This is a genomic window from Aurantimonas manganoxydans SI85-9A1 (assembly GCF_000153465.1).
Classification (GTDB): domain Bacteria; phylum Pseudomonadota; class Alphaproteobacteria; order Rhizobiales; family Rhizobiaceae; genus Aurantimonas; species Aurantimonas manganoxydans.
The window spans coordinates 3742324-3765492 of record NZ_CH672387.1; the positions used below are offsets into that span (position 1 = coordinate 3742324).

The following is a 23169-nucleotide window of genomic DNA, read 5'->3' on the forward strand; positions in this document are numbered from 1 at the left end:
GCCGGTCCCATCATCGCTTCCGGCCGTCCACCCTTGAGGTGGCTTGTGGCGCCTGGCGTCCGGTCGGGCTACCGACCGGGTCACGCCGCAGCGCCCGGCTTATCGTTCGTCATAAAGCGGCGGGCGTTGGCGCCCGATGCGCCATTCTAGTGCTCGAAGGCTCCCGCCTCGTCGTCGTCGCCGGCATCCGGATCGACGTCGCCGCGCGCCTTGCGGGCGGCCTTGTCGGCCTTCAGGGCCGCGGCGATCAGATCGTCGGTCAGGATCAGCCGTGCCTCGCCGATGGCATCGAAGGGAATCTCGACCGCGCCCGGCTCGCCTTCGGCGGGCTGGTCGCGTTCGACGGTGATCGCCTCGTCGCCGACGGCCACGATCTTGCCGCGATAACGCTTGCGCTCGTTGATCAGCCGGTTGGTCTCGAGCTTCATCAGGAAACCGGCCCAGGTCTCGAAGTCGCCCTTGCGCACGAGGGGACGGTCGATGCCCGGCGAGGACACTTCCAGATGATACGCCTTGTCGATCGGATCGTCGACATCGAGAACCGGAGAGACCGCGCGCGACACCGCTTCGCAATCCTCGACGGTCATCGTGCCGTCCGGCCGCTCCGCCATGATCTGCAGCGTCATGCCGTTGAGGCCCGAGGTGCGCACGCGCACCAGACGATAGCCGATCTGCTCGATCGCCGGCTCGACGATCTCAGCGACGCGGCCTTCCAGGCCCTGTTCCTTCACGATGCGGTCTGTAGCGGTCGTCACGGTACTCCGAGAGAAGTGTTGCGGGCCGGCGTCCGACCCGGCCCAATTGATCGATCCGCGATGTGGATCGGCGCCTTGACGCGTGATCACTGGAGATACCGTACCCCCGGTAACAAAAAAGAGCGGGACCGGCAGGACCCACTCTCTCGACCACATCGCAGAGAATTTGAGAGGGGTATACGCCGTTTTGCCCGATCCTTCAAGCATCTTCACGCCGGCCCCGGCCGCACCCCACCAAAGCCGCCTCAGCGGCGACGAAAGGTCAGGTAGGCGGGCGGGCGTCCCTCGCGGATCGCCTTCGCCTCGTAGCGGGTGCCGGGCCAAGCCTCGTAAGGGGTGTGCCAGTCGGCCGCGCGCTCGGCCGTCCACTCGAATTCGGCATGGTCGCGGCAGTGGCGCAAGGTCCAGTCGACATAGGTGTCGATGTCGGATGCGAAGCGAAAATTCGATCCCGGCGCCAGCACCCGGGCGATCCGATCCAGATTGCGCGCGTTGACAAACCGCCGCTTGAAATGGCGGCGCTTGGGCCAGGGATCGGGATAGAACAGGTCGACGCCGGCGAGGCTTGCCGAGGGCAGCCAGTCGAGGAGGCGCGTGGCGTCGTCGTCGTAGAGCCGAAGGTTGGGCCGTGGCGCATCCTGGATAGCACTGAGCAGCTTCGCCATGCCGTTGACGAAGGGCTCGACGCCGATGAAACCGGTGCGTGGAAAGCGCCCGCTCTCGTGCAGGAGATGCTCGCCGCCGCCGAAGCCGATCTCCAAGCGCACCGCCTCGACGGGCACGGGAAACAGATCCGTCAGCGCTTCGGGTGCAGGCTTGGTGAGGTCCGGCCGCAACTGCGGCAGAACCTCTTCGATCAATGCGGTCTGGCCAGGCCGGAGCTTCGGCCCCTTGAGCCGGCCGAAGAACGCCTCGCGCGAGCGCTCGGGATGTCCTTCGGCCGTCATCGATCAGCTGGCCAGAGCGGCCTTCAGCTTCGGCGCGAGATCGGTCTTCTCCCAGGAGAAGGAACCGTCACGGCCGGGCTTGCGGCCGAAATGGCCGTAGGCTGCGGTCTTGGCATAGATCGGCTTGTTGAGGTCGAGATGCCGGCGGATGCCCGTCGGCGACAGATCCATCACCGCGCGGATCGCCTTCTCGATGGCTACTTCGTCGACATTCTTGCCGGTCTCGTGGAGGTCGACATAGACCGCCAGCGGCTGGGCAATGCCGATCGCGTAGGCGAGCTGGATCGTGCAGCGGTCGGCCAGCTTGGCGGCGACGACATTCTTGGCCAGGTAGCGGGCGGCATAGGCGGCGGAACGGTCGACCTTGGTCGTGTCCTTGCCGGAGAACGCGCCACCGCCATGGGGTGCCGCGCCGCCATAGGTGTCGACGATGATCTTGCGGCCGGTGAGACCGGCGTCGCCGTCCGGGCCGCCGATGACGAACTTGCCGGTCGGATTGATGTACCAGGCGCAATCGTCGGCGATCGCGATGTCGCTCAGGGCTTCGCGGATATAAGGCTCGACGACCTTGCGCACCTTGGCCGAATCCCAGCTGTCATCGGTGTGCTGGGTGGACAGGACGATCGAACTGACCTCGTAGGGCATACCGTCCTTGTAACGCACGGTCACCTGGCTCTTGGCGTCCGGGCCAAGATGCGCCGCATCGCCCTCGCCCTTCTTGCGGGCGGCCGCCAGGATCTCGAGGATCTTATGCGCGTAGAAGATCGGCGCCGGCATCAGGTCCGGGGTCTCGCGGCAGGCATAGCCGAACATGATGCCCTGATCGCCCGCGCCTTCGGCCTGGTTGGCGCCGTCCTCGGCGTCAGACGCCTTGTCGACGCCCTGGGCGATGTCGGCCGACTGCGAATGCAGCAGGATGTCGACCTTGGCGTTCTTCCAGTGAAAGCCGTCCTGCTCGTAACCGATATCGCGGATCGCGCGGCGCGCGGCAGACCTGAAACGACCGGCATTGATGACTTCGTTGCCGTTCTTGTCGGTCTTCATCAGGCTGGCGGGCAGGCGAACCTCGCCGGCGATGACGACGCGATTCGTGGTCGCCAGAGTCTCGCAGGCAATGCGAACCGACCAAGGGTCAACGCCGGTCTTCTTGGCCTCTCGATAGATCAGATCGACGATCTCATCGGAGATCCGGTCGCAGACTTTGTCGGGATGGCCCTCCGACACGCTTTCGCTGGTGAAGACATAGTCAGAACGCGCCATCGATTCCTCTTTCCGTTTCTGGAGAATCCCGCTCGGGGCAGTCGGACGCGAGAGCTTGTCGTGCCGTTGAGCACCACAACAGGAACTTACGCCCGGCTTGAATCATGCGGAATGCGGTTTGGGGCAATGGCAGCGCGGCGTCAAGTGCGCCCGGGGCTCACGTTTGACGCGAGTCGCTCAGCACCTAGCTGTCGGTCTCGCCCGAGTCCGCCAGGGTGCGGACCAGGTCGATGACTCGGCGGCGGACCTTCGGATCGGAGATGCGCACGAAGGCGCGGTTCAGTTGCAGGCCTTCTGAAGACGAGAGGAAGTCGACGACATAGTCGGGGCTCGACGGCTCCTGCAGACTTTCGCTGCCGGTCATGCCCGTAGGCGCGTCCTCGAAGAAGAAGGACACCGGCACGGTCATCACTTCGGAAATCCGCTGCAAACGACTGGCACCAATGCGGTTGGTGCCCTTCTCGTATTTTTGAATCTGCTGAAAGGTGATCCCGAGGCTTTCGCCCAGCTTTTCCTGGCTCATGCCAAGCATGGTCCGACGAAGACGAACCCGCGACCCGACGTGGATATCCACCGGATTGGGCTTCTTCTTGTTGTCGACCATGGCGGGTGCCTCTTCTCTCAGCATCATCGACATCGCAACTTCCATCCGATGCGGTGGGCCGTCATCCCCAGCGGCGGTGCGCCTCTGGGCTTCAGAAAATTGTCGCAATCAATTTCGGCCTTCGGGTTAGGCAGCGCGTGTCGCGAATGTCAATCAATCAGAGCGCGCATCTTTAACCGCATTGCTATCGGGATCATCCATATTATGAAAAATGCAATCCAGAATGGCGTGTTGCCCCAGCTTGCGTAGATCGTGGCGGGGGCGGCCCGGGGCAGCGGCGTTTCGATGCTTCCCGTCGCGCCGAGCGCCAGCCCGTCGAGCTGTCGTCCATAGGCGTCCGTGACGACCGAGATGCCGGTGTTGGCGCTTCGCACGAGCGGCAGTCCGAAGGCGACCGATGTCAGTTCGGCCAGCCGAAGATGCTGGTAGGGGCCGGGCGTATCGCCATACCATGCGTCATTGGTATCGTTCACGAAAAAGCCCGGACGATCGTCGGGCGCACCGGCCTCGATCTCGGAAGGAAAGATGATCTCGTAGCAGATCAGCGGCAGGAAGGACGGCGCGCCTTCAAGCGGAACCGGACTGCGAACGGTGCCCGCCGAGAAGCCGCCGGGCATTTCGGCGAGTTGCGACAGACCGAACCCTTCGAGGAAATCCTGGAACGGCAGATATTCGCCGAAGGGGACCAGATGCGTCTTGTCCCGCGCATCCACGATCTGGCCCGCGTCGTCGATGACGTAGACCGAGTTATACACACGAGAAGAGGTGATATCGGCGCCTTCGAGCCGTGCCGCGCCGGCGATCAGCGTTTCGCCCGGTTGCAGCGCCTCGGCGATTCGCGCAATGGCGTCGGGGCGCTCGGTCAACAGGAACGGAAAGGCGGATTCAGGCCAAACGACAAGGGTGCGCGTCGCAGGGTCGGCGGGCCCATCCACAGCAGCGCCTCCGGCCGCAGCGGGATCGACACTTGCCACGACTGCGTCGGCCCCGGTCAGCGACAGGTGGCGCTCGAAAATCCGCTCCGCTTCGTTCTCGTCCCATTTCAGCGACTGCAGGATATTGGGCTGTACCACCCGGACCCGGACATTCTCGACCAGTTCGGTCGGATGGGCCTGCAGCCGCCAGGCCCCGTATCCCACATGCAGGACGAGCAGGGTCGCCGCGGTCGCCAGCATCGCGGCCCGCCCCCGCCGGTCGACAAGGACAGCGGGGCTGGCAAAGACGACGACGGCCAGGAGCGTCAGCCCGTGCACGCCGACGAGGCTGCTCGTCTGCATCAACAGCGGCAGCGGCGCGGCCATGACGCCGATCTCGTTCCAGGGAAAGCCCGTGAACAGAATTTCGCGCAGATATTCGAACAGCGCCAACGAGCCGGCCAGCGCCAGGATTCGATAGGCGCTGTCGGTCCACACGCAACGCGCCAGCACGGCCGCCAGCCCGAAATAGATGGCGAGGATCGCCGGCAGACCGAGCACCGCGAGCGGGATGAAGATCGCAAAGCTCGCCGCGTCGACCATCATGGCGGCGCCCAGCCACCACAGGCCGGCGACGAAATAGCCGAAGCCGAACAGCCAGCCTGTGACAAAGGCCGGCGCCATGCGACGCAGGGCCGAGTGGCCCGGCTCGGCGGCCGCCCCATCGAGCAGCCAGACGAGGAGCGGGAAACCGATGAAGCCGACCGCGGGAAAATTGTAGGGCGGCAGGGCGAAGGTACAGATCGCCCCCGCCGACAGCGCCAGCACCATGCGGCGCCAGCCTTCGGCGAGCGACACCCAACCGGCGATCCGGTCGAGGAGTTTGTCGTCGCGGACGCGGTCGTCGCCGCGGGAAATAACGCTCACAGGGCCCCCTGCAGGATTCGGTCGGGCCGGCATCCTACGCCGGGCGCCGACGATGTGCAGAACATTCCCGCGACTGCGGCTGCCGAGGGCGGCCGGCGGTCACCGACGCCCCCTCAGGCGTCGGCCAGTCCTTCCACGAAGCGGCGGCGCTTCTCGCCCTGGCGAAAGCGGACGATCCGGACACGGCGAACCCGGCGCGGGTCGGCATCCAGTACCTGGAATTCGAAGCCTGGAACAGCCTGCACCACTTCGCCGCGTGCCGGCACGCGGCCGAGCTCGGAGAACAGGAGACCGCCGATCGTGTCGGCCTCGTCCTCGTATTCGCTGATGTCGAAATCCTCGCCGACCAGCTTTCGGACCTCGTCGAGATCGGCACGGGCGTCGGCGTAATAGATGCCATCGCCGCTTTCGGTGATCATCGGGGCGTCGTCGTCGTGCTCGTCCTCGATGTTGCCGACGACCATCTCGATGATGTCCTCCAGCGACACCAGCCCGTCGGTGCCGCCGTACTCGTCGATCACCAGCGCCATCTGGGTGCGGGTGGCCTGCATGCGCGCCATCAGGTCGGTCGCGAGCATCGAAGGCGGCACGAAGAGAACCTTGCGGATGATCCCCAGGTCGGACACCTTCCGGGCCAGATTGATCTGGCGCAGGTCGAGGCCGGCACGGGTCCGCGCGGCCGGCTCCTTGGCGCCCTGCCCGTTGGCCGGTCGCGCGACGCGGGTGATGTGGCCGACGACGTCGCGGATGTGGATCATGCCGCGCGGGTCGTCGAGGCTCTCGCCATAGACCGGCATGCGCGAATGGCCGCTCGATTCGAACTGCTTCATCAGTTCGCCGAGGGTGGTGGTGATGTCGACGGCCTGGATGTCGGCGCGCGGCACCATGACATCCTCGACGCGCAGTTCGCGCAGTCGCAGGATGTTGTTGAGCATCGCGCGTTCCTCGGGCGAGAAGGCCCCCTCGCCGGGATCGTGATGCAGGAGGGCCTGGGTCAGGTCCTCGCGCATCAGGCGGGGCATGCGCGGACGCACCCGCTGGATCAGGCCGCCAAAGAAGCCGTCACCGCGGTTTGCGCCGCGCCGACTTCGGTCGTCGCCGGCTGCGTGGTCGTCGCCATTCTCGGCGCCGGCCGGTCCGCGGTTGCCGTCAGCCGCCGCGTCTGTGTCGAAGGTCATCGTCTCGCTCTTGGTTCGCCGGAACATCCTGTTCGGCTTCGTTCAAGGGACCGGGTTCGTCGCCATAGGGATCGGCGATGCCAAACTCGGCAAGAATGGCGATCTCCGCCGCCTCCATGTCGTCGGCCTCGGTATCAACCATGTGATCGAGGCCCATCAGATGCAGGAAGCCGTGCACGAGAAGATGGCGGAAATGGTCCGCGAAGGCCTTGGCCTCCTCATCCGCTTCGCGCGCGACCGTTTCGAAGGCGACCAGGAGATCGCCCAGAAGCGGGCCCGGCCGCTCGCCCGGCGCCAGATCGGCCATGGGGAAGGACAGAATGTTGGTCGGCTTGTCCTTGTTCCGCCATTCGGCGTTGACGGCGCGCACCGTTTCGTCGTCAGCCAGCGTCAGGGATATCTCGCTGACGAGATCGCCCGGCAGGCCCAGACGCGCCGCCGCGACCGAAAAGGTTTCCGCCGCCATCGCCGGAATGTCGCCGAGCCCGGCATCGTCCCAGCGCGGATCCTCGACGGTCAGGGCGACGGTCAGGCCATCATAGGTCGGCATGCCGAAGGCGGCACGCGATTGCGATCCGGGCATTACCGTGCCGCGGGGATGCCCGGCGCACGGGCGCGCGTCGCATCCTCCTCATAGGCTTCGACGATCGCCTGGACCAACGGATGGCGGACGACGTCCTTGGCGGCAAAGCGAACCGTCACCGCCTGCGGCACCGTCTCCAGAATGCGCATCGCCTCGGCGAGACCCGACTTCTGTCCGGGCGGCAGATCAACCTGGGACGGGTCCCCGGTCACCACCATCCGGGCATTCTCGCCCAGGCGGGTGAGGAACATCTTCATCTGCATGGTGGTGGTGTTCTGCGCCTCGTCGAGGATCACCGCGGCATTCGCCAGCGTCCGGCCCCGCATGAAGGCCAGCGGCGCGATCTCGATGGCGCCGGCGGCCAGCGCGCGCTCCACCTTCTCGGCCGGGATCATGTCGTAGAGCGCGTCGTAGAGCGGCCGCAGATAGGGGTCGACCTTTTCCTTCATGTCGCCGGGCAGGAAGCCGAGCCGCTCGCCGGCCTCGACGGCCGGACGCGACAGGATGATCCGCTCGACCTGCCCGCGCTCCAGCAGCATCGCGGCATGGGCGACGGCGAGATAGGTCTTGCCGGTGCCGGCCGGCCCGACGCCGAAGACGAGCTCGGAGCGCTCGAGCGCCCGCATGTAGGCGTCCTGCGTCGGCGTGCGCGCGTGGATGGTCCGGCGCCGCGTCGAGATCTGCGCGAGCGACATGCGACCCTTCTTTTCCAGAGTCGGCAGATAGAGCTGGTCATCGGCCGCGATCGCCATGCGGATGGCGCCCTCGACATCCTTGATGCCGATCTCGGTGCCGGCCTGCAGCCGCTCATACAGATAGTCCAGCGCCCGCCGGGCCTGCTCGCAGCTCGCCGAATCGCCGCGGATCTCGACCTTGTTGCCGCGCGCCCGCGCATCGACTTTCAGTTTCTGTTCGAGCAGCGCGAGGTGCTCGTCGAACTGGCCGAAGAGCGAGCCGGCCAGGCGGTTATCCTCGAAGGTCAGGACGATGTGAGCCATGTCGGATGCACCCGACGCAGGGGCTGCGGTACTGCGCTCCGTCCTCAAGCGATCTTCCTTATCGGTTCGGCAGGCACTGCGTTGCGATGCCGCGCCTCGGCAGCCGGAACGGCACCGCCGGTCGCCAGCAGCGAATTCGGCAGGGTCGATTCGATCCGCACGGTCACGATGTCGCCGATCTCGCCGGCGGCCGCGTCCAATACAACGGGCTGCAGGAACGGCGAGCGTCCGACCCTCTGGTGGGGATAGCGCCCCGGCTTTTCGACCAGAACGTCGATGTCACGGCCGACGAGGCTTTCGGCAAAATCGACCTGATGCTCGCGCAAGAGGGTCTGCAGCCGCTGCAGGCGCTCGGACTTCACCGCTTCGTCCACATGATCGTCCATCGTCGCGCCCGGCGTGCCCGGACGGGCCGAGTACTTGAAGCTGAAGGCCGAGGCGTAACGCACCTCGGAGACCAGCTCCATCGTGTCCTCGAAATCGGCATCAGTCTCGCCGGGGAAACCGACGATGAAGTCGCCGGACAGGGCGATATCGGGACGTGCCTGACGAATGCGGTCGAGAAGCCGCAGGTAGTCGGCGCCCGTATGGCGACGGTTCATCGCCTTGAGAATCCGATCGGAGCCCGACTGCACCGGAAGATGCAGATAGGGCATCAGCGCCGGCAGATCGCGATGGGCGGCGATCAGGTCGTCGTCCATGTCGCGGGGATGAGAGGTCGTGTAGCGCAGACGCGCGAAGCCGGGGATCTCCGCCAGCGCCCGCAACAATCCGCCAAGGCCGATGTCGCGCCCCGCCTCGTCCTGCCCCGACCAGCCATTGACGTTCTGGCCGAGCAGCGTGACCTCTCGCACGCCGGCTGCCGCCAGCGTACGGGCCTCGCCCATGATCTGGGTCAGCGGGCGCGAAACCTCGGACCCGCGCGTATAGGGCACCACGCAGAAGGTGCAGAACTTGTCGCAGCCTTCCTGCACGGTGAGGAAGGCCGTCACGCCGCGCGTCCGGATCTGCGGCGCCGTCACTTTCGGCAGATGCCGGAACTTGTCCTCGACGGCGTAGTCGGTCTCCACGACCTTGTCGCCGCGCGCGACCCGGGCCAGCGCCTCGGGCAGCCGGTGATAGGTCTGCGGTCCGATGACGAGATCGACCACCGGCGCGCGGTCGATGATCTCCTGGCCCTCGGCCTGGGCGACGCAGCCAGCCACGGCGACGCGCATCTCCACGCCCTGCTCGGCCTTTTCGGCCTTCAGCAGCTTGATGCGGCCCAGTTCGGAATAGATTTTCTCGGCGGCCCGCTCGCGGATATGGCAGGTGTTGAGCAGAACGAGATCGGCGTCCTCGATCACTTCGGTCGGCTGGTAGCCATCGCGCGCCAAGGCATCGCCCATACGCTGCGAATCGTAGACGTTCATCTGGCAGCCATAGGTCTTGATGAAGACCTTGCGGGTATTGATGCCGGTCTCGTCCGGTCGTGTTGCTGCAGTCGTGTCGGTCATGCGCCCTTCTGATCGGCCCTCGTGTGCTGCCGGCGCGCGCCGCCGGAAACGAGTGACCTATCCCCCTATATCGACAGCATCGTGACGCGGTGCAAGCGTCGGCTCGCGTCGCGATACCACAGCCGCCTGCTTTGCAGGCAGATTGTGGCCGCAAAGGCTCGCCGCCAGCATCGTCCGAACGCTCTCCTCGGCGGCCCGCGCGACATGCTTGCGGTTGGAATCGGCAGCGAAGACGATCGGCTCGCCAAACGAGATCTCGACGTCGATGGCCCCTTCCTTGAGAACGCCGAGCAGATGCGGCCCCAGCGCCACGTCCCCCGGCCAGGCCACCAGCGGGCGGAACCTGCGGCCCAGCGGCACGCCATTGGCATGGGTATAGGCGATCGCCACCGGCTGAACCCGAACCTGCGCAGTATGCGAGGAGACCAGCGCCGCCTGGGCCGCGCCGAACAGCGCCGTCTTGAATGGCAGGACTTCGTTGCCGTCCGAGGTCGTACCTTCGGCGAACAGCACCATGGCGTCGCCTTCGCCCAACCGCCGGGCGATGGCGCCGGCCTGATGGCCGGTGCGGTGGCGCGCGCCGCGTTCGACGAAGACGGTGCGCTGCAGCTTTGCCAGAAGCCCGAAGGCAGGCCAGCCCTCGACCTCCGACTTGGCGATGAAGGACAAGGGCATGACCCGGCCGAGTACCATGATGTCCGACCAGGACTGGTGGTTGGCGGCGATCAGCAGGGGATGGTCGGAGCATGGCTGGCCGACGATGCGGACCCGCAACCCCGCAACCCGGCAGGCGATACGGTGCCACAGCACAGGCAAGATCCTGGCCAGTGACCATCCACGGGCGATGGCGATAACCTGGACCGGCCACAGGATCAGGGTCAGTGCGACGAGAATGATGCTGACGGCCGCGACGCGCAGCGTTCCGATCATGGCTGCGCCACGTGCGCCGGGCACGCCTGAATATGCTTGCTCTGCATGATCATGCGCCTAGCGGAGCACCCGCTTCAGCGTCAAAGCGCTTGTCCGGTGGCCTTCGGGATGGCGGTAATAGGCCGGCCGCCGGCCGACTTCCTCGAACCGCAGGCGCCCGTAGAGCTTGCGCGCCGCCGTGTTCTCCTCGTCGACTTCGAGGAAAAGCGACTCGGCCCGGGCCGCGTGGAGGAGTTGCAGGATCTCGTCCATCAGAAGACGGCCGACGCCGGCGCCGCGGGCGCGCTTGGCCACCGCAATGGTGAGGATCTCCGCTTCGCCTTCGGTGTTGCGCGCCAGCACGAAGCCCAGCGGCGGATCATCGGGCGAGCCGATCCGGCGGGCGACCACGCCGAAGGTGCCATCCTGCGCCAGGATCGCGGCCAGTTCGTCGCCCGTCCATGCCTGATCGAAGGCCTGGCTGTGAATCTCCGCGGCGGCGTCGATGTCCCCCTCGGACAGCGGCGCAGCGACGACTTCCTGGCCGCCGAAGAGGCCTTCGAGAAATGAAACGGTCCAGACCCAGGGCAGAAACCAGTACATGAGCCCTCACTCGCTCCAGCGTGCCGACGATCCGTGTATCTAGGCCCTGCGGGAAAACCAGAGCCGACCATCCTCGATCCTAACCCTATTCCGCTAGCCTTGCGGAGCGCTTTCGCCGGGAATGGCAAATAGTCCGGTCGCGGCTGCCGGTTTGGCGTCGGCGCCGCGCAGATAGAGCGGGCGCGGAGCCTCGCCAGTCGCGCGGCCGGCAGCCAGACGACACAGCGTCGCAATGTCGGGTGCGGCCGCCTCGGGCAGGATGGCGACATCGCGGCCGGCCAGCGCCTGACGCGCGATCAGGGCACCGGTTCCAACGACAGCAAGCGACGCCCCTTCCGGCGCGTGCGCGACGACGCCGACGAGGTCTTCGGGCGACAGGGCCACCGGTTCCTTCAGCGCGGCGCCGTCGCCGTCGTAGAGGGCGGCGTAGACCTCACTGCGCTTGGCGTCGAGAACGCTGAGAACGGCCCGGTCGGCGGCAAGATGCGGGGCTGCGAGCACCTCCAGCGTCGTGACGCCGATGGCGGGTACCCCGAGCGTCAGTGCCAGACCGCGCACTGCCGACACACCGACCCGGAGACCGGTGAACGAGCCCGGCCCGACCGTGACGGCGATCCTGCGCAGCGACGCGTAATCGGCACCCGCTGCGCTCAGGACGTCGTCGATGATGCCGAACAGCTGCTCGGCATGTCCCTTGCCGATCTCCGTCTCGTCCCGTGCCAGCATGACGCCGGCATCCATGTCGAAGAGCCCCACCGAGCACCGCGCAAAGGCGGTGTCGACGGCCAGAAGCAGTGCGGCCATCGGCTCAGACGGGCCCGGCGCTGAGCGGCATCAGGCGGCCTCGACCGCTTCCACCGCCTCGACCTCGGGCACGAAGTGGCGCAGCAGGTTCTGGATTCCGTGCTTCAGCGTCGCCGTGGACGACGGGCAACCGGCGCAGGCGCCGCGCATGTTCAGATAGACGGTGCCGTCGCGATAGCCGCGGAAGGTGATGTCGCCACCGTCCTGGGCCACGGCCGGGCGGACGCGGGTCTCGAGCAGCTCCTTGATGGTCGCGACAGTGCCCTCGTCACCGGGCTCGAAGAACTCTTCGCCGTCGGGCATCGCGGCGTTGGAGCCCTGCGCCGTCATCACCGGCTCGTTGCCCATGAAGTGCTCCATCAGGCCGGCAAGGATCGCCGGCTTGAGGTGCTGCCAGTCCGGGCCGTCCTTGCTGACGGTGACGAAATCATAGCCGAAGAACACACCGGTCACGCCCGGCACGTCCATCAGACGTGCCGCCAGCGGCGAACGATTGGCCGCGTCTTCCTTCGAAAGGAACTCTTCGGTGCCACTCTCCAGCACGACACGGCCGGGCAGAAACTTCAGCGTGGCGGGGTTCGGGGTGACTTCGGTCTGGATGAACATCTCGCATCCTCTCTTGCGACCTCGTGGTCGCGCATAATCTGGAATCGTTCTAAACTTATCTCAGAACGACGATCGGGGCAACATAAGGGGTCTGCCGCCGGGGCGACAGGGCCTGCCATGACGGTCGGCCCCGCCCGTCAGCAGAGGCTTTGGATATCCTCGTCGGTGAGGGTCGCGGGGACGATGGTCACCGGGATCGGAAAGGCCGCTCCCTTGCCCGCCACGGCGGAAACCAGCGGACCCGGACCTTCATTGGCCTCGCCGGCCGCCAGCACCAGGATCGCGATCTCGCGGTCCGCCTCGATCAGGGCGTGGATCTGCTCGATGACAGTGCCCTCGCGCACGACGCCCTCGGGCTCGATTCCCACGGCCTCGCGCAGTTCGTCGGCCACCTTGCCGAGCCGCGCTTCGGCTTCCTCGTTGGCCTCGGCGCGCATGATCTTCTCGACGCCGAGCCAGTGCTGGAAGTCGCCGGGCTCGATGACATACAAGAGCACGGCGCCGCCGCCGCTCGCCTTGGCGCGCTGCGCCGCATAGGCCGCAGCGCGCATGCACTCCGGCGTGTCGTCGATAATGGCGAGGAACTTGCGTTTGCCGCCGGCGTCCCGACCGATGCGTTTCGATACCATGGCGGCAAGATGGCAGCGGCGGTGCCCCGCGACAAGGTGACGGGACGCACTGTCACCGCCTCCACGCCGCAAACCGCTGCAGAATCAGTCCCGCAGCAGACCGATGATGTCCTTGACGTCGTTCATCGTCGCCGCGGCAATGGCGCCGGCGCGCTCGCCGCCATCCTTCAGAACCGCATCGATGTGATCGGGTGCCGCCAGCAGGCGCCGCATCTCGCCGCTGACCGGGGCGAGCTTTTCCACCGCCAGCTCGGCCATGGCCGGCTTGAACTCGGAGAATTGCCGGCCACCGAACTCGGCGAGGATCTCGGCCTTGGACCGTTCGGCGAGCGCGGCATAGATGCCGATCAGGTTGTCTGCCTCCGGCCGACCGGTCAGCCCGTCGACCTCGGACGGCAAGGCGTCCGGGTCGGTGCGCGCCTTGCGGATCTTGCGCGAGATCGCGTCGGCGTCGTCGGTCAGATTGATGCGCGACAGGTCCGATGGATCGGATTTCGACATCTTCTTCGAGCCGTCCTTCAGGCTCATCACCCGGGTCGCCGGCCCCTCGATCAGCGGCTCGGTGATCGGGAAGTAGCCGTTCACCGTCTCGTCGCCCATCTGGATCGGCTGCCCCACCCCTGCGGCGGCGATCTTGTCCGAGAAGTCGTTGTTGAACTTGGCGGCGATGTCGCGAGTCAGCTCCAGATGCTGCTTCTGGTCGTCGCCGACGGGGACGTGGGTCGCCCGGTAGAGAAGGATGTCGGCGGCCATGAGGCTCGGATAGGCGAGCAGGCCCAGCGAGGCGTTCTCGCGGTCCTTGCCGGCCTTTTCCTTGAACTGCGTCATGCGGTTCATCCAGCCGATGCGCGCGACGCAGTTGAACACCCAGGCCAGTTCGGCATGGCCGGGAACGCGGCTCTGGTTGAAGACGATGTGCTGCTTCGGGTCGATGCCGGCAGCGAGGAAGGCGGCGGTGATCGACCGGGTCTGGCCGCGCAGGTCGTCATGGACGAGCTGGACCGTGATCGAATGCAGGTCGACGACGCAGTAGATGCAGTCGTGGCTCTCCTGCAGGGCGACGAACTTGCGGATCGCGCCGAGATAATTGCCCAGATGCAGATTGCCCGTGGGCTGCACGCCGGAAAAGACGCGGGGGGTGATGTCGCTCATGGTCGGCGGCTCCGGAATTGGCAGCGCGGGCGGGAATTGCCGCGCGTTATGGCCGAGGGCACGGGCACGATCAAGCGCCCTGCCCCGGCTCAGGATGCAGCGGGTGGCGGCGGCGGTCGCTTGCGCTTCAGGACGGCGAGGAACAGCCTGCGGTCGGCCGCGCCGGTGGCCAGCGCCAGAGCGAAATAGATTGCCATGGCGGAGGCAACGAGAATGCCGATCGCCAGGATCTGCGTCGTCAGCGCGCTAGACGGCTGCAGCCAGTCGCGAAACTCGATCATCTCGACGATCAGGACCCCGCCCATCAGGAGCGAGCAGACGAGCACCAGCGCGGTCCGCTTCAACAATTCGCGGTCGATCTGCCACTGGCCCTTGCGGTAGAGGCCGGCAAACAGCAGCCCGGCATTCAGCCAGCCGGCCAGTGTCGTCGCCAGGGCGATGCCCCGCTCGGCGATCAGCCAGAACAGGATCAGCGACAGGACGATGTTCGCTCCGGCGGAGGCGAGCGTCGCCTTCATCGGCGTCTTGGTGTCCTCGCGGGCGAAATAGCCGGGCGAAAACACCTTGATCATCACGAAGGCCGGCAGCCCCAGAGCGTAGAGGCCGAGGACCGAGGCGACGACGGGCGTCACCGACGGATCGAAGGCGCCGCGCTCGTAGATCACCCGGATGATCGGCTCTGGAATGATGAACAGGGCGACCGCGGCGGGCAGCGTCAGGAACAGGGCGAATTCCAGGCTGCGGTTCTGGGTGTGCTGCGCCTCGCGCAGATGGCCCGCCTTCAGGGCGCGGGCGAGTTCGGGCAGGAGCACGACGCCGATCGCCACGCCGATCATGCCGAGCGGCAGCTGATAGGGCCGGTCGGCATATTGCAGGATCGACACTGCCCCCGGCTTGAAGGAGGCGATGGCCTGGCCGACGAAAAGGTTGATCTGGGTGATGCCGCCGATCAGGGCGGCAGGCCCCGCAAGTACCAGCAACCGCTTCAGGCCCTTGGTCCAGCGCGGGCGTTTGAGCGCGACGCCGAAGCCGGCCATGCGCATGGCGACCACCACCATGGCAAGCTGCGCCAGCCCGGCGATCATCACGCCCCAGCTCATCAGGAAGCCGATGGTCGGCTTGTCGGCCTCGGTCCACAGGCACCAGGACAGGACGCCGATCAGGATGAAGTTCAGCAGCGTGGGCGCCGCGGCCGCGACGAAGAAGCGGCGGAAAGCGTTGAGGATGCCGCAAACCATCGCCATCAGCGACATGCAGGCAAGATACGGGAACATGATGCGCGAGAAGGTGACGGTGATGTCGTAGCGCGCGGCGCAGGAGATCACGTCACCGCCCGCCGACGGGTCGTCGACGCATACGGCAAGGCCGGGCGCGATGATCGTCTTAACCAGCACCGGCATGAACACCAGCGCCAGCACCGTCAGGACGACGAGCGCGGTGAACAGCGTCGAGAAGATCTCGTTGGCGAAACGCCGGGCGCCCTCCTCACCCTCCTCTTCCAGCGAGCGGGAGAACAGCGGAATAAAGGCGGCGTTGAACGCGCCTTCGGCAAAGAGCCGCCGGAACAGGTTCGGAAAGCGGAACGCCAGGTTGAAGGCATCGGCCACCGGTCCGACGCCCAGCGCCGAGGCCATCATCATTTCGCGGCCGAAGCCGAAGATGCGGGAGACCAGCGTCGCCCCCCCGACGGTAGCGAACTTGGACAGAAGGCTCATCGATGGGGAATGCCGAATGCGCGCTGCGAGGACATGACGACCGGTGAGGACATCTCGCCCTCCGGGCTTTCGAAGACGCGCTTCAGCCGGACCTCGATCCGCTCGATGCGGGTCTCGCTGGTGATCTTCGTGCCGATCAGGTCGGTGACGTAGAAGACGTCGACGACCTTCTCGCCATAGGTAGAGATGTGGGCCGAGCGGATGTCGAGATTGAGGTCCGAGATCGCGCCGGTGACGTCCGACAAGAGACCGGGCCGGTCGAGCCCCTCCACCTCGATGACGGTCAGCTGGTTCGACAGGGTGTTGTCGACGCTGACCCGCGGCTTGACGGCAAACAGCTCGGTACTGCGGGGCGGCCGGCGATTGGCCAGGAGGCTGGCCGGCATCTCGCGGCCCTGCAGCAGCTTGCCGATATTGGCGCAGATGCGCTCGGCGCGGCGAATCTCGTCCTCGTCGGATTCGAACTCGCGGTTGAGCAGCATCACGTCCAGCGCCCTGCCGTCCGACATGGTGAAGATCTGCGCGTCGGCGATGTTGGCGCCGGTACCGGCGCAGGCTCCGGCGATCAGCGACAGAAGCCGCGGATGGTCGGGCGCCAGCACCATGATCTCCGTCACTTCGCGGAAGCGGTCGGTGCGCGTCTGCGTCGCCAGGGCGCCGGCATCGCGCGATTCGCGGATGAACTCGGCATGGCGAAGCTGGTCATCCAGCGGCGCGGTTAGGAAATAGTTCGGATAATGGAGGTCGAGATAGCCGGTGCGCTCGGCTTCCGGCCATGCCCCCAGCCGCTCGGCGAGACGCTCGCGCGCCTGCCCGATCCGCTCGCTGCGCGAGCTCTGGGTGAAGCCGCCGGTCAGGGTCGGCTCGGTCTCCATGTAGAGGGTCCGGATGAGCTGGCCCTTCCAGCCGTTCCAGACGCCGGGACCGACCGCGCGGATGTCGCAGACGGTGAGGATCGTCAGGAGCTTCAGGCGATCGAGCGTGCGCACGCGTTCGGCGAAGTCGAGAATGGTCTTGCGGTCAGTCAGATCGCGCTGCTGCGCCGTCATCGACATGACGAGATGGTCCTCGACCAGCCATGCGACGAGATCGGTCTCGCGCTCGTCGAGGCCGAAGCGCGGGCACAGTTCGCGGGCGATCTCGGCCCCGGCGATGGAATGATCCACCGGCCGCCCCTTGGCGATGTCGTGCAGGAGCAGCGCCAGGTAAAGCGGCACCCGGTCCTTCTGGAGCGGCATGAAGCCGCTCGACAGCGGCACCTCCTCGACCAGTTCGCCGTGCTCGATGCGCGACAGGGTCGAGATCGACCGCAGCAGGTGCTCGTCCACCGTGTAGTGGTGGTACATGTTGAACTGCATCATCGCGACGATCCGGCCGAAATCGGGGATGAAGCGACCAAGAACGCCGGCCTCGTTCATCCGCCGCAGATGCAGCTCGGGATCCTTGCGATCGGTCAGAACGTCGATGAAGAGGCTGTTGGCCTCCGGATTGTCCCGCAATTCGGCATCGACCAGGCGCAGGGACCGGCGGATCAGCTTCAGCGCGTCGGGGTGGTATTCCAGCTCGTGCAGTGCAGCGAGGCGGAAGATGCGGATCAGATTGACCGGATCGTCGCGGAAGACGGTCGCACGGCTGACATTGATGCGGTTGTTGTCGATGTGGAAATCGAGCGTGCCGGGGATCTTCTTGGCCCGGGCGCGCAGGGTGCGCACGAAGCCGCGGATGCCGGGGGCGTCCTTGGCATGCTGCTCTTCCAGCGCCGCGCAGAAGATGCGCGTGAGATCGCCGACGTCCTTGGCGATCAGGAAGTAGTGCTTCATGAAGCGCTCGACGTCCTTCAAGCCCGGATGGGCATTGTAGCCGAGCCGCTTGGCGATCTCCGGCTGCAGGTCGAAGGATAAGCGCTCCTCGGCCTTGCCGGTGGCGAAATGCATGTGGCAGCGCACGGCCCACAGGAAATCCTCGGCCTTGGCGAAGAGCTTGGCTTCGCGCCTGGAGAACACGCCGGCCTCGACCAGCGCCTCGGTCGTGTTCACGCGGTAATGGTACTTGGCGATCCAGAACAGGGTGTTGAGGTCGCGCAGGCCGCCCTTGCCTTCCTTGATATTGGGCTCGACGAGATAGCGCGTGTTGCCGGTCTTGGCGTGGCGCGCGGACCGCTCCTCGAGCTTGGCGGCGATGAAGGCCTCGCTCGTCCCGGCCACCACCTCGGCCTCAAAGCGTGTGTCGAGTTCGGCCAGAAGCTCTTCGTCGCCGGCGATGAGCCAGCGTTCGAGAATCGCGGTGCGGATGGTGAAGTCGGCGCGCGCCAGCTTGATGCATTCGTCGACGGTGCGGGATGCGTGACCGACCTTGAAGCCCAGATCCCACAGGAGATACAGGAGATATTCCACCACCTGCTCGCCGAGCGCCGACTGCTTGTAGGGGAGGAGAAACAGGAGATCGATGTCGGATCCCGGCGCCAGCGTGCCACGGCCATAGCCGCCGACGGCCAGGACCGTCATCCGCTCGCCGGCCGACAGGTTGGCGGCATTGAAGACGAAGCGCAGGGCGTAGTCGTGGATCGCGTGGATCACCGCGTCCTGCAGCCGGGCGAGACGGCGCGCACACAGGCTGCCACTGCCATCTTCGAACAGCATTTCCTCGATGGTGGCGCGGCCGTCGCGGATCACGTCCCGCACCAGCGCCAGGACCTCGCTGCGCGCCGTGTTCGACGCCCCGCCGGCGCTGTCTGCCTCGGCGATCGCGGCCAGCCTGCTGCGCAGGCCATCCACGTCGATGATGCCGACAAGGCTTTCCCCATTGGGCAGGGAAGCGGGGCTCGACAAGGCGGCGGAGGCCTCCAGCATCGTCATCGGCAATCCTGATCGATCGAATTCGCGTTCGGCGGCAGGCTATATCCCATTCGCCAGCGCGAAGCGAGAAAGCCGGCAGATCATCCCGTCCGGGAAGTGCCCGCCGGGCCAGACGCACAAAAATGGGCCGCCCCGCGGGACGACCCTTGATCGGCGGAAGGTGAATTCCGCCCCGTGCAATGCCGGATTAGCGCTGCGTGGCGCCACGCTCGGCTTCGTTTGCCTCGGTGCGATAGAAGTCGCTGCCCGGAACAACCGAGGTCTCGTTGGTCGCGGCGGTCGTGTTGCCCTGGGCATAGCCATAGGCACGCGCGTCGGTCTGCGTGGTGGCAGCGGCGACGCCGCCGTCAGCGGTGACCTGGCGCTGGGCTTCCTCGTTGCGGGTCTCGTAGAATTCCGAACCCGGGATGATCGACTGTGCGACAGCCGGAGCGGCGATCGAAAGACCGATGACTGCTGCCGAAATGGCGATGACATTCTTCATTGTATTACCGTTCACTTGGATGGTTTCAATTCTCTGCGTCGCCGGATACATGAAATATTCCGTGGCGCCGATTGATCCCGATGTAAGCACTGTATCGCTCGACGAAAGTGCCGGATTGTGAACAGTCCGTGGTCGAAAATCATGCCCGCGGAAATGGAACCCGATCGTTTTCACGCTGGTGTGAACGACCGTCTTGGCGGGCACGCAGAACGCAGAAAAGGGCCGCCCCTTTCGGGACGACCCTTCCGATGTGCTGCCCGCAAGATGCGGGCGAAGCAGATTACTTGACGACGTTAGTGTTCGAGCCGTCCTGCAGGGCTTCGCCCTTCTGGGTTTCGGCAGCCTTCTCCGGCGAGAAGGTCGCGCCCGAACCCGGCACGATCACGTCATCGCCATTCTCCGGCGTCGTGGACGAGGTCGTCATGCCGTTGTCCTCGGCCACATCGTTGCGCTCCTGCGCTTCGACCGTCTCGGCCTGCGTCTCGCTCCCCGGGACGATGGTCGCCTGGGTGTCGCTGGCTGCCGGCGCCATGCCTGTCGTGCCGTCGCTCTCGGCGACGTCGTTGCGCTCGGCGGCGTTGTTCTGCTCGATCACGGTTTCCGAACCAGGGATCTTCGGCGTGGCGTCCTGCGCCAGCGCACCAAAGCTGAACACCGAGGTACCAAGAAGGGCGGCGGTAAAGATAGCAGTCGTCTTCATAAGAAATGCCTTTCGAATGAGTATCGGTGTGAACACATCCGACGATGGCGTCGGTAAATTCACGATCGGCACAACAACGGCGCGCATCCCTGCCGGTTCCATATAAATCGACCGACCCGCCCGGGCCCGGATCACGAAGATGAGATCAGGCTGTCATGAGCGACGGGTGGGTACAGCGGGCCGAACGCCCGCTGGGTCAGGGCGCACGGGGCCTCACGCAGCTTTCCGCCCGGAGGCACCGAAGCCGTCTGAGCCACCCCACCCATGCGTCAATCTGTCATGCAACGGGCGAACTCAGCCTTGCGGCTTCGCCAATCCCTTCAGCCGGTAGAGCTCTTCCAGCGCCTCGCGGGGCGACAGGCTGTCCGGGTCGACCTCGGCCAAGGCGTCACGCAGGGCCGTATCAGCCGGCCGCTCCGGTGCCTCGCTCCGGCGCACGACCGCCGAGAACAGCGGCAAGTCGTCCACGAAGGCACTGCGCTTCTCGCCCTGCTCACCGCGCTCCAACTGGATCAGTACCTGCCGTGCCCGCTCCACCGCCTGCGTTGGCAGACCGGCAAGCTTGGCTACCTGGATGCCGTAGGAGCGGTCTGCCACGCCGGGCTTCACCTCGTGCAGGAAGATGACCTCCCCTTCCCACTCCTTCACCCGCATGGTGGCATTCTTCATCCTGCCAAGCCGGGCCGCCAGGGCCGTCATCTCGTGGAAATGGGTGGCGAAGAGGGCCCGGCAGCGATTGACCTCATGCAGGTGCTCGACGGCGGCGAAGGCAATGGACAGGCCGTCATAGGTCGCCGTCCCCCGGCCGATCTCGTCGAGGATGACCAGTGCCCGTTCGCCGGATTGGTTGAGGATCGCCGCGGTCTCGACCATTTCGACCATGAAGGTCGAGCGCCCTTCGGCGAGGTCGTCGGAGGCCCCCACCCGGCTGAACAGCCGGTCGACGATCCCGATATGGGCCCGGGTTGCCGGCACGTAGGAACCGATCTGGGCAAGAACGGCAACGAGGGCGTTCTGGCGCAGGAAGGTCGACTTGCCGCCCATGTTCGGCCCGGTCAGCAGCCAGATCGCGCCGGCGTCGGCATCGTCGGGCGGCGACAGATCGCAGTCATTGGCGACGAACGGGTCGCCGCTTCCCGCCTTCAGCGCAGCCTCGACCACCGGATGCCGGCCGCATTCAACGTGAAACGCCAGGCTGTCGTCCACGAGCGGCGCGGTCCAGTCTTCGGCGACCGCAAGCTCAGCCAGAGCCGCGGAGACGTCGAGCACGGCCAGCGCCTCGGCGCCGCGCTGGATCGCATCGGCGCAGCCGACGACAGTGTCGGCGAGGCGGTCGAAGGTCGCCAGTTCGATACGCAGCGCCTCGGAGGCTGCGCCCGCGATCCGGCTTTCGAGTTCCGACAACTCGGTCGTGGTGAAGCGCATGGCGGAGGCCATGGTCTGACGGTGGATGAAGCGGGCGACGCCCTCGCCTTCGGTGAGGGCCTTCGCCTGTCCGTCACTGACTTCGACGAAATAGCCGAGCACGTTGTTGTGCTTGATCCGCAGATTGCGAACCCCGGTCTCGGCGGCGTAGCGCCCCTGCAGTTCGGCGATCACCCGGCGGGAATTCTCGCGCAGGGCGCGGGCCTCGTCGAGTTCTGCGATGGCGCCCTCGCGCACGAAACCGCCGTCGCGCTTGGAGAGCGGCATGTCGTCGGCCAGCGTCGCGGCCAGCGGTTCCAGGCAGTGGCGCGGCAGCGCCGCCAGCGCGGCGGCGGCGCGGGCAAGCTCGGCCGGCAAATCGCCGTCGAGGCTGGCGGCGATCGCCAGTCCGGCCTGCAGCCCGTCGCGGATCGCCGCGAGGTCGCGCGGACCGCCGCGGCCCAGCGACAGCCGCGACAGCGCCCGCTCCGTGTCCGGCAGTCCCCCCAATGTCGCGCGCAGGCGCTGGCGGGCGGTCATGTCGGCGATGAAATGCGCCACCGAGGCCTGGCGCTCGCGGATCGCCGCCGGATCGGTCAGCGGCCCGGCCAGGCGCCCGGCGAGAAGCCGCCCGCCGGCGCCGGTGACGGTCCGGTCGATGGTGGCGAGAAGACTGCCCTGCCGCTTGCCGGAAATGGTGCGGGTGAGTTCCAGCGAGGCGCGGGTCGCCGGATCGATCTGCATGAGCGAGCCCGGCGCGATGCGTTCGGGCCGCTGCAGGGCGGGACGTGCCGCCAGCTGGGTCTTGCCGAGATAGGCGATCAGCGCCGCGCCGGCGGCCAGCTCGACCCGCGTGAATCCGCCGAAGCCTTCCAGCGTCGCCACGCCGAAGAACCGGCACAGCCGCTCCTCGGCCGTGGCGCCGTCGAACAGCGCCTGGGGCTCGGGGCGGGCCGTGCGGCCGAAGCGGCGCAGCAGCGGCTGCACGGCCTCGTCGTGGAACACGGGATCGGCGACGACCAGTTCGCTCGGCTCGATGGCGGCGATGTCCGTGGACAGCCGCGCCATGTCGGTCTCGGCCAGGCGAAAACTGCCGGTGGAGAGATCCGTCCAGGCCAGAGCGAAGGTCGCGCCGGGTCCGGAGCCACCGAGCCGCGCCAGCGCCATCAGGTAATTGGGCCGGCCGGGCTCGAGCAGAGTTTCCTCGGTGATCGTGCCGGGGGTGACCAGCCGCACCACGTCGCGCCGGACGACGGACTTTGCGCCGCGCTTGCGGGCCTCGGCCGGGTCCTCGACCTGTTCGCAGACGGCGACACGGTGGCCGAGGGCGATCAGCTTGTGGAGGTAGTCGTCGGCCGAGACCACCGGGACGCCGGCCATCGGGATGTCGTCGCCCAGATGCTTGCCGCGCTTGGTCAGCGTGATGCCGAGGGCGCGCGACGCCTCGACGGCGTCGTCGAAGAACAGCTCGTAGAAATCGCCCATCCGGTAGAACAGGAGACAGTCGGGATTGGCCGACTTGATCTCGATGTACTGCGCCATCATCGGCGTCGGAGGCGGGGTCGCCGCGGCGTCCGTTTGCGCTGTCATCGCTTCGATCGTTCTCTTGCGTCCTTGTCGTCCGGTCGGTGGCAGAGCGGCCGTCT

The 23169-nt window shown here is 66.5% G+C and carries 20 protein-coding genes; all 20 read right to left on the reverse strand.

Features of this window, described 5'->3' with window-relative positions:
* Nucleotides 1–146: 146 nt before the first annotated feature.
* Nucleotides 147–755 carry a ribosome maturation factor RimP gene (gene rimP / locus SI859A1_RS17630; protein ID WP_040325975.1) on the reverse strand — a complete coding sequence of 203 codons (609 nt, stop codon included), beginning with the start codon at nt 753–755 and terminating at the stop codon, nt 147–149.
* Nucleotides 756–1000: 245 nt separating this feature from the next.
* Nucleotides 1001–1702 (reverse strand): tRNA (guanine(46)-N(7))-methyltransferase TrmB, encoded by a 702-nt coding sequence (trmB, locus tag SI859A1_RS17635; RefSeq protein ID WP_009211037.1) that lies wholly within the window; start codon nt 1700–1702, stop codon nt 1001–1003.
* 3 nt (nt 1703–1705) lie between these two features.
* Nucleotides 1706–2962 carry a methionine adenosyltransferase gene (gene metK, locus SI859A1_RS17640; RefSeq protein ID WP_009211038.1) on the reverse strand — a complete coding sequence of 419 codons (1257 nt, stop codon included), beginning with the start codon at nt 2960–2962 and terminating at the stop codon, nt 1706–1708.
* Nucleotides 2963–3146: 184 nt separating this feature from the next.
* Nucleotides 3147–3566 (reverse strand): helix-turn-helix domain-containing protein, encoded by a 420-nt coding sequence (locus SI859A1_RS17645; RefSeq protein WP_009211039.1) that lies wholly within the window; start codon nt 3564–3566, stop codon nt 3147–3149.
* A gap of 149 nt (nt 3567–3715) precedes the next feature.
* A complete protein-coding gene (lnt, locus tag SI859A1_RS17650; protein ID WP_420804772.1) occupies nt 3716–5311 on the reverse strand; it encodes an apolipoprotein N-acyltransferase in 1596 nt (531 codons plus the stop codon).
* 209 nt (nt 5312–5520) lie between these two features.
* Nucleotides 5521–6585 (reverse strand): hemolysin family protein, encoded by a 1065-nt coding sequence (locus tag SI859A1_RS17655; protein ID WP_081451435.1) that lies wholly within the window; start codon nt 6583–6585, stop codon nt 5521–5523.
* The gene (ybeY, locus tag SI859A1_RS17660; RefSeq protein ID WP_009211042.1) at nt 6557–7168 is read right to left on the reverse strand and encodes an rRNA maturation RNase YbeY; all 612 of its coding nucleotides are present in this window, start codon (nt 7166–7168) and stop codon (nt 6557–6559) included. Before ybeY ends, SI859A1_RS17655 begins: the two co-directional genes overlap by 29 nt.
* Nucleotides 7168–8166: a PhoH family protein gene (locus SI859A1_RS17665; RefSeq protein WP_040325976.1), complete on the reverse strand. Its 999-nt coding sequence runs from the start codon at nt 8164–8166 to the stop codon at nt 7168–7170. The genes ybeY and SI859A1_RS17665 overlap by 1 nt, the downstream gene beginning before the upstream one ends.
* Nucleotides 8167–8210: 44 nt before the next feature.
* On the reverse strand, nt 8211–9662 hold the full coding sequence (gene miaB, locus SI859A1_RS17670; RefSeq protein WP_009211044.1) for a tRNA (N6-isopentenyl adenosine(37)-C2)-methylthiotransferase MiaB: 1452 nt from the start codon (nt 9660–9662) through the stop codon (nt 8211–8213).
* 57 nt (nt 9663–9719) lie between these two features.
* Nucleotides 9720–10592, reverse strand: a complete 873-nt coding sequence (gene olsA / locus SI859A1_RS17675; RefSeq protein ID WP_040325977.1) for a lyso-ornithine lipid O-acyltransferase — start codon at nt 10590–10592, stop codon at nt 9720–9722.
* A 57-nt stretch (nt 10593–10649) separates the two neighbouring features.
* Nucleotides 10650–11174: a GNAT family N-acetyltransferase gene (locus SI859A1_RS17680; RefSeq protein ID WP_009211046.1), complete on the reverse strand. Its 525-nt coding sequence runs from the start codon at nt 11172–11174 to the stop codon at nt 10650–10652.
* Between the two features lie 93 nt (nt 11175–11267).
* Nucleotides 11268–11978 carry a tRNA (adenosine(37)-N6)-threonylcarbamoyltransferase complex dimerization subunit type 1 TsaB gene (gene tsaB / locus SI859A1_RS17685; RefSeq protein WP_009211047.1) on the reverse strand — a complete coding sequence of 237 codons (711 nt, stop codon included), beginning with the start codon at nt 11976–11978 and terminating at the stop codon, nt 11268–11270.
* Nucleotides 11979–12008: 30 nt separating this feature from the next.
* Nucleotides 12009–12584: a NifU family protein gene (locus SI859A1_RS17690; RefSeq protein ID WP_009211048.1), complete on the reverse strand. Its 576-nt coding sequence runs from the start codon at nt 12582–12584 to the stop codon at nt 12009–12011.
* 137 nt (nt 12585–12721) lie between these two features.
* Entirely contained in the window at nt 12722–13213 is a 492-nt protein-coding gene (locus tag SI859A1_RS17695; protein WP_024349499.1) for a universal stress protein, read from the reverse strand.
* Nucleotides 13214–13297: 84 nt separating this feature from the next.
* Nucleotides 13298–14365, reverse strand: a complete 1068-nt coding sequence (gene trpS / locus SI859A1_RS17700; protein ID WP_009211050.1) for a tryptophan--tRNA ligase — start codon at nt 14363–14365, stop codon at nt 13298–13300.
* A gap of 89 nt (nt 14366–14454) precedes the next feature.
* Nucleotides 14455–16080, reverse strand: coding sequence for a murein biosynthesis integral membrane protein MurJ (murJ, locus tag SI859A1_RS17705; protein WP_009211051.1), 1626 nt, complete (start codon nt 16078–16080; stop codon nt 14455–14457).
* Nucleotides 16077–18935, reverse strand: coding sequence for a [protein-PII] uridylyltransferase (locus SI859A1_RS17710; protein WP_050767582.1), 2859 nt, complete (start codon nt 18933–18935; stop codon nt 16077–16079). Before SI859A1_RS17710 ends, murJ begins: the two co-directional genes overlap by 4 nt.
* Before the next feature lie 187 nt (nt 18936–19122).
* Nucleotides 19123–19470: a hypothetical protein gene (locus SI859A1_RS17715; RefSeq protein ID WP_148233886.1), complete on the reverse strand. Its 348-nt coding sequence runs from the start codon at nt 19468–19470 to the stop codon at nt 19123–19125.
* Nucleotides 19471–19699: 229 nt separating this feature from the next.
* The gene (locus tag SI859A1_RS17720; protein WP_040325979.1) at nt 19700–20119 is read right to left on the reverse strand and encodes a hypothetical protein; all 420 of its coding nucleotides are present in this window, start codon (nt 20117–20119) and stop codon (nt 19700–19702) included.
* A gap of 294 nt (nt 20120–20413) precedes the next feature.
* Nucleotides 20414–23113 (reverse strand): DNA mismatch repair protein MutS, encoded by a 2700-nt coding sequence (gene mutS / locus SI859A1_RS17725; protein WP_040325980.1) that lies wholly within the window; start codon nt 23111–23113, stop codon nt 20414–20416.
* Nucleotides 23114–23169: the final 56 nt, after the last annotated feature.

What these genes read in the sequence shown, in the direction of transcription:
- trmB (WP_009211037.1), bottom strand. Translation starts at nt 1,702, where the DNA reads ATGACGGCCGAAGGACATCCCGAGCGCTCGCGCGAGGCGTTCTTCGGC.
- metK (WP_009211038.1), bottom strand. Translation starts at nt 2,962, where the DNA reads ATGGCGCGTTCTGACTATGTCTTCACCAGCGAAAGCGTGTCGGAGGGC.
- SI859A1_RS17645 (WP_009211039.1), bottom strand. Translation starts at nt 3,566, where the DNA reads ATGGTCGACAACAAGAAGAAGCCCAATCCGGTGGATATCCACGTCGGG.
- lnt (WP_420804772.1), bottom strand. Translation starts at nt 5,311, where the DNA reads ATGGTGCTGGCGCTGTCGGCGGGGGCGATCTGTACCTTCGCCCTGCCG.
- SI859A1_RS17655 (WP_081451435.1), bottom strand. Translation starts at nt 6,585, where the DNA reads ATGACCTTCGACACAGACGCGGCGGCTGACGGCAACCGCGGACCGGCC.
- ybeY (WP_009211042.1), bottom strand. Translation starts at nt 7,168, where the DNA reads ATGCCCGGATCGCAATCGCGTGCCGCCTTCGGCATGCCGACCTATGAT.
- SI859A1_RS17665 (WP_040325976.1), bottom strand. Translation starts at nt 8,166, where the DNA reads ATGGCTCACATCGTCCTGACCTTCGAGGATAACCGCCTGGCCGGCTCG.
- miaB (WP_009211044.1), bottom strand. Translation starts at nt 9,662, where the DNA reads ATGACCGACACGACTGCAGCAACACGACCGGACGAGACCGGCATCAAT.
- olsA (WP_040325977.1), bottom strand. Translation starts at nt 10,592, where the DNA reads ATGATCGGAACGCTGCGCGTCGCGGCCGTCAGCATCATTCTCGTCGCA.
- SI859A1_RS17680 (WP_009211046.1), bottom strand. Translation starts at nt 11,174, where the DNA reads ATGTACTGGTTTCTGCCCTGGGTCTGGACCGTTTCATTTCTCGAAGGC.
- tsaB (WP_009211047.1), bottom strand. Translation starts at nt 11,978, where the DNA reads ATGGCCGCACTGCTTCTGGCCGTCGACACCGCCTTTGCGCGGTGCTCG.
- SI859A1_RS17690 (WP_009211048.1), bottom strand. Translation starts at nt 12,584, where the DNA reads ATGTTCATCCAGACCGAAGTCACCCCGAACCCCGCCACGCTGAAGTTT.
- SI859A1_RS17695 (WP_024349499.1), bottom strand. Translation starts at nt 13,213, where the DNA reads ATGGTATCGAAACGCATCGGTCGGGACGCCGGCGGCAAACGCAAGTTC.
- trpS (WP_009211050.1), bottom strand. Translation starts at nt 14,365, where the DNA reads ATGAGCGACATCACCCCCCGCGTCTTTTCCGGCGTGCAGCCCACGGGC.
- murJ (WP_009211051.1), bottom strand. Translation starts at nt 16,080, where the DNA reads ATGAGCCTTCTGTCCAAGTTCGCTACCGTCGGGGGGGCGACGCTGGTC.
- SI859A1_RS17710 (WP_050767582.1), bottom strand. Translation starts at nt 18,935, where the DNA reads ATGACGATGCTGGAGGCCTCCGCCGCCTTGTCGAGCCCCGCTTCCCTG.
- SI859A1_RS17715 (WP_148233886.1), bottom strand. Translation starts at nt 19,470, where the DNA reads ATGTATCCGGCGACGCAGAGAATTGAAACCATCCAAGTGAACGGTAAT.
- SI859A1_RS17720 (WP_040325979.1), bottom strand. Translation starts at nt 20,119, where the DNA reads ATGAAGACGACTGCTATCTTTACCGCCGCCCTTCTTGGTACCTCGGTG.
- mutS (WP_040325980.1), bottom strand. Translation starts at nt 23,113, where the DNA reads ATGACAGCGCAAACGGACGCCGCGGCGACCCCGCCTCCGACGCCGATG.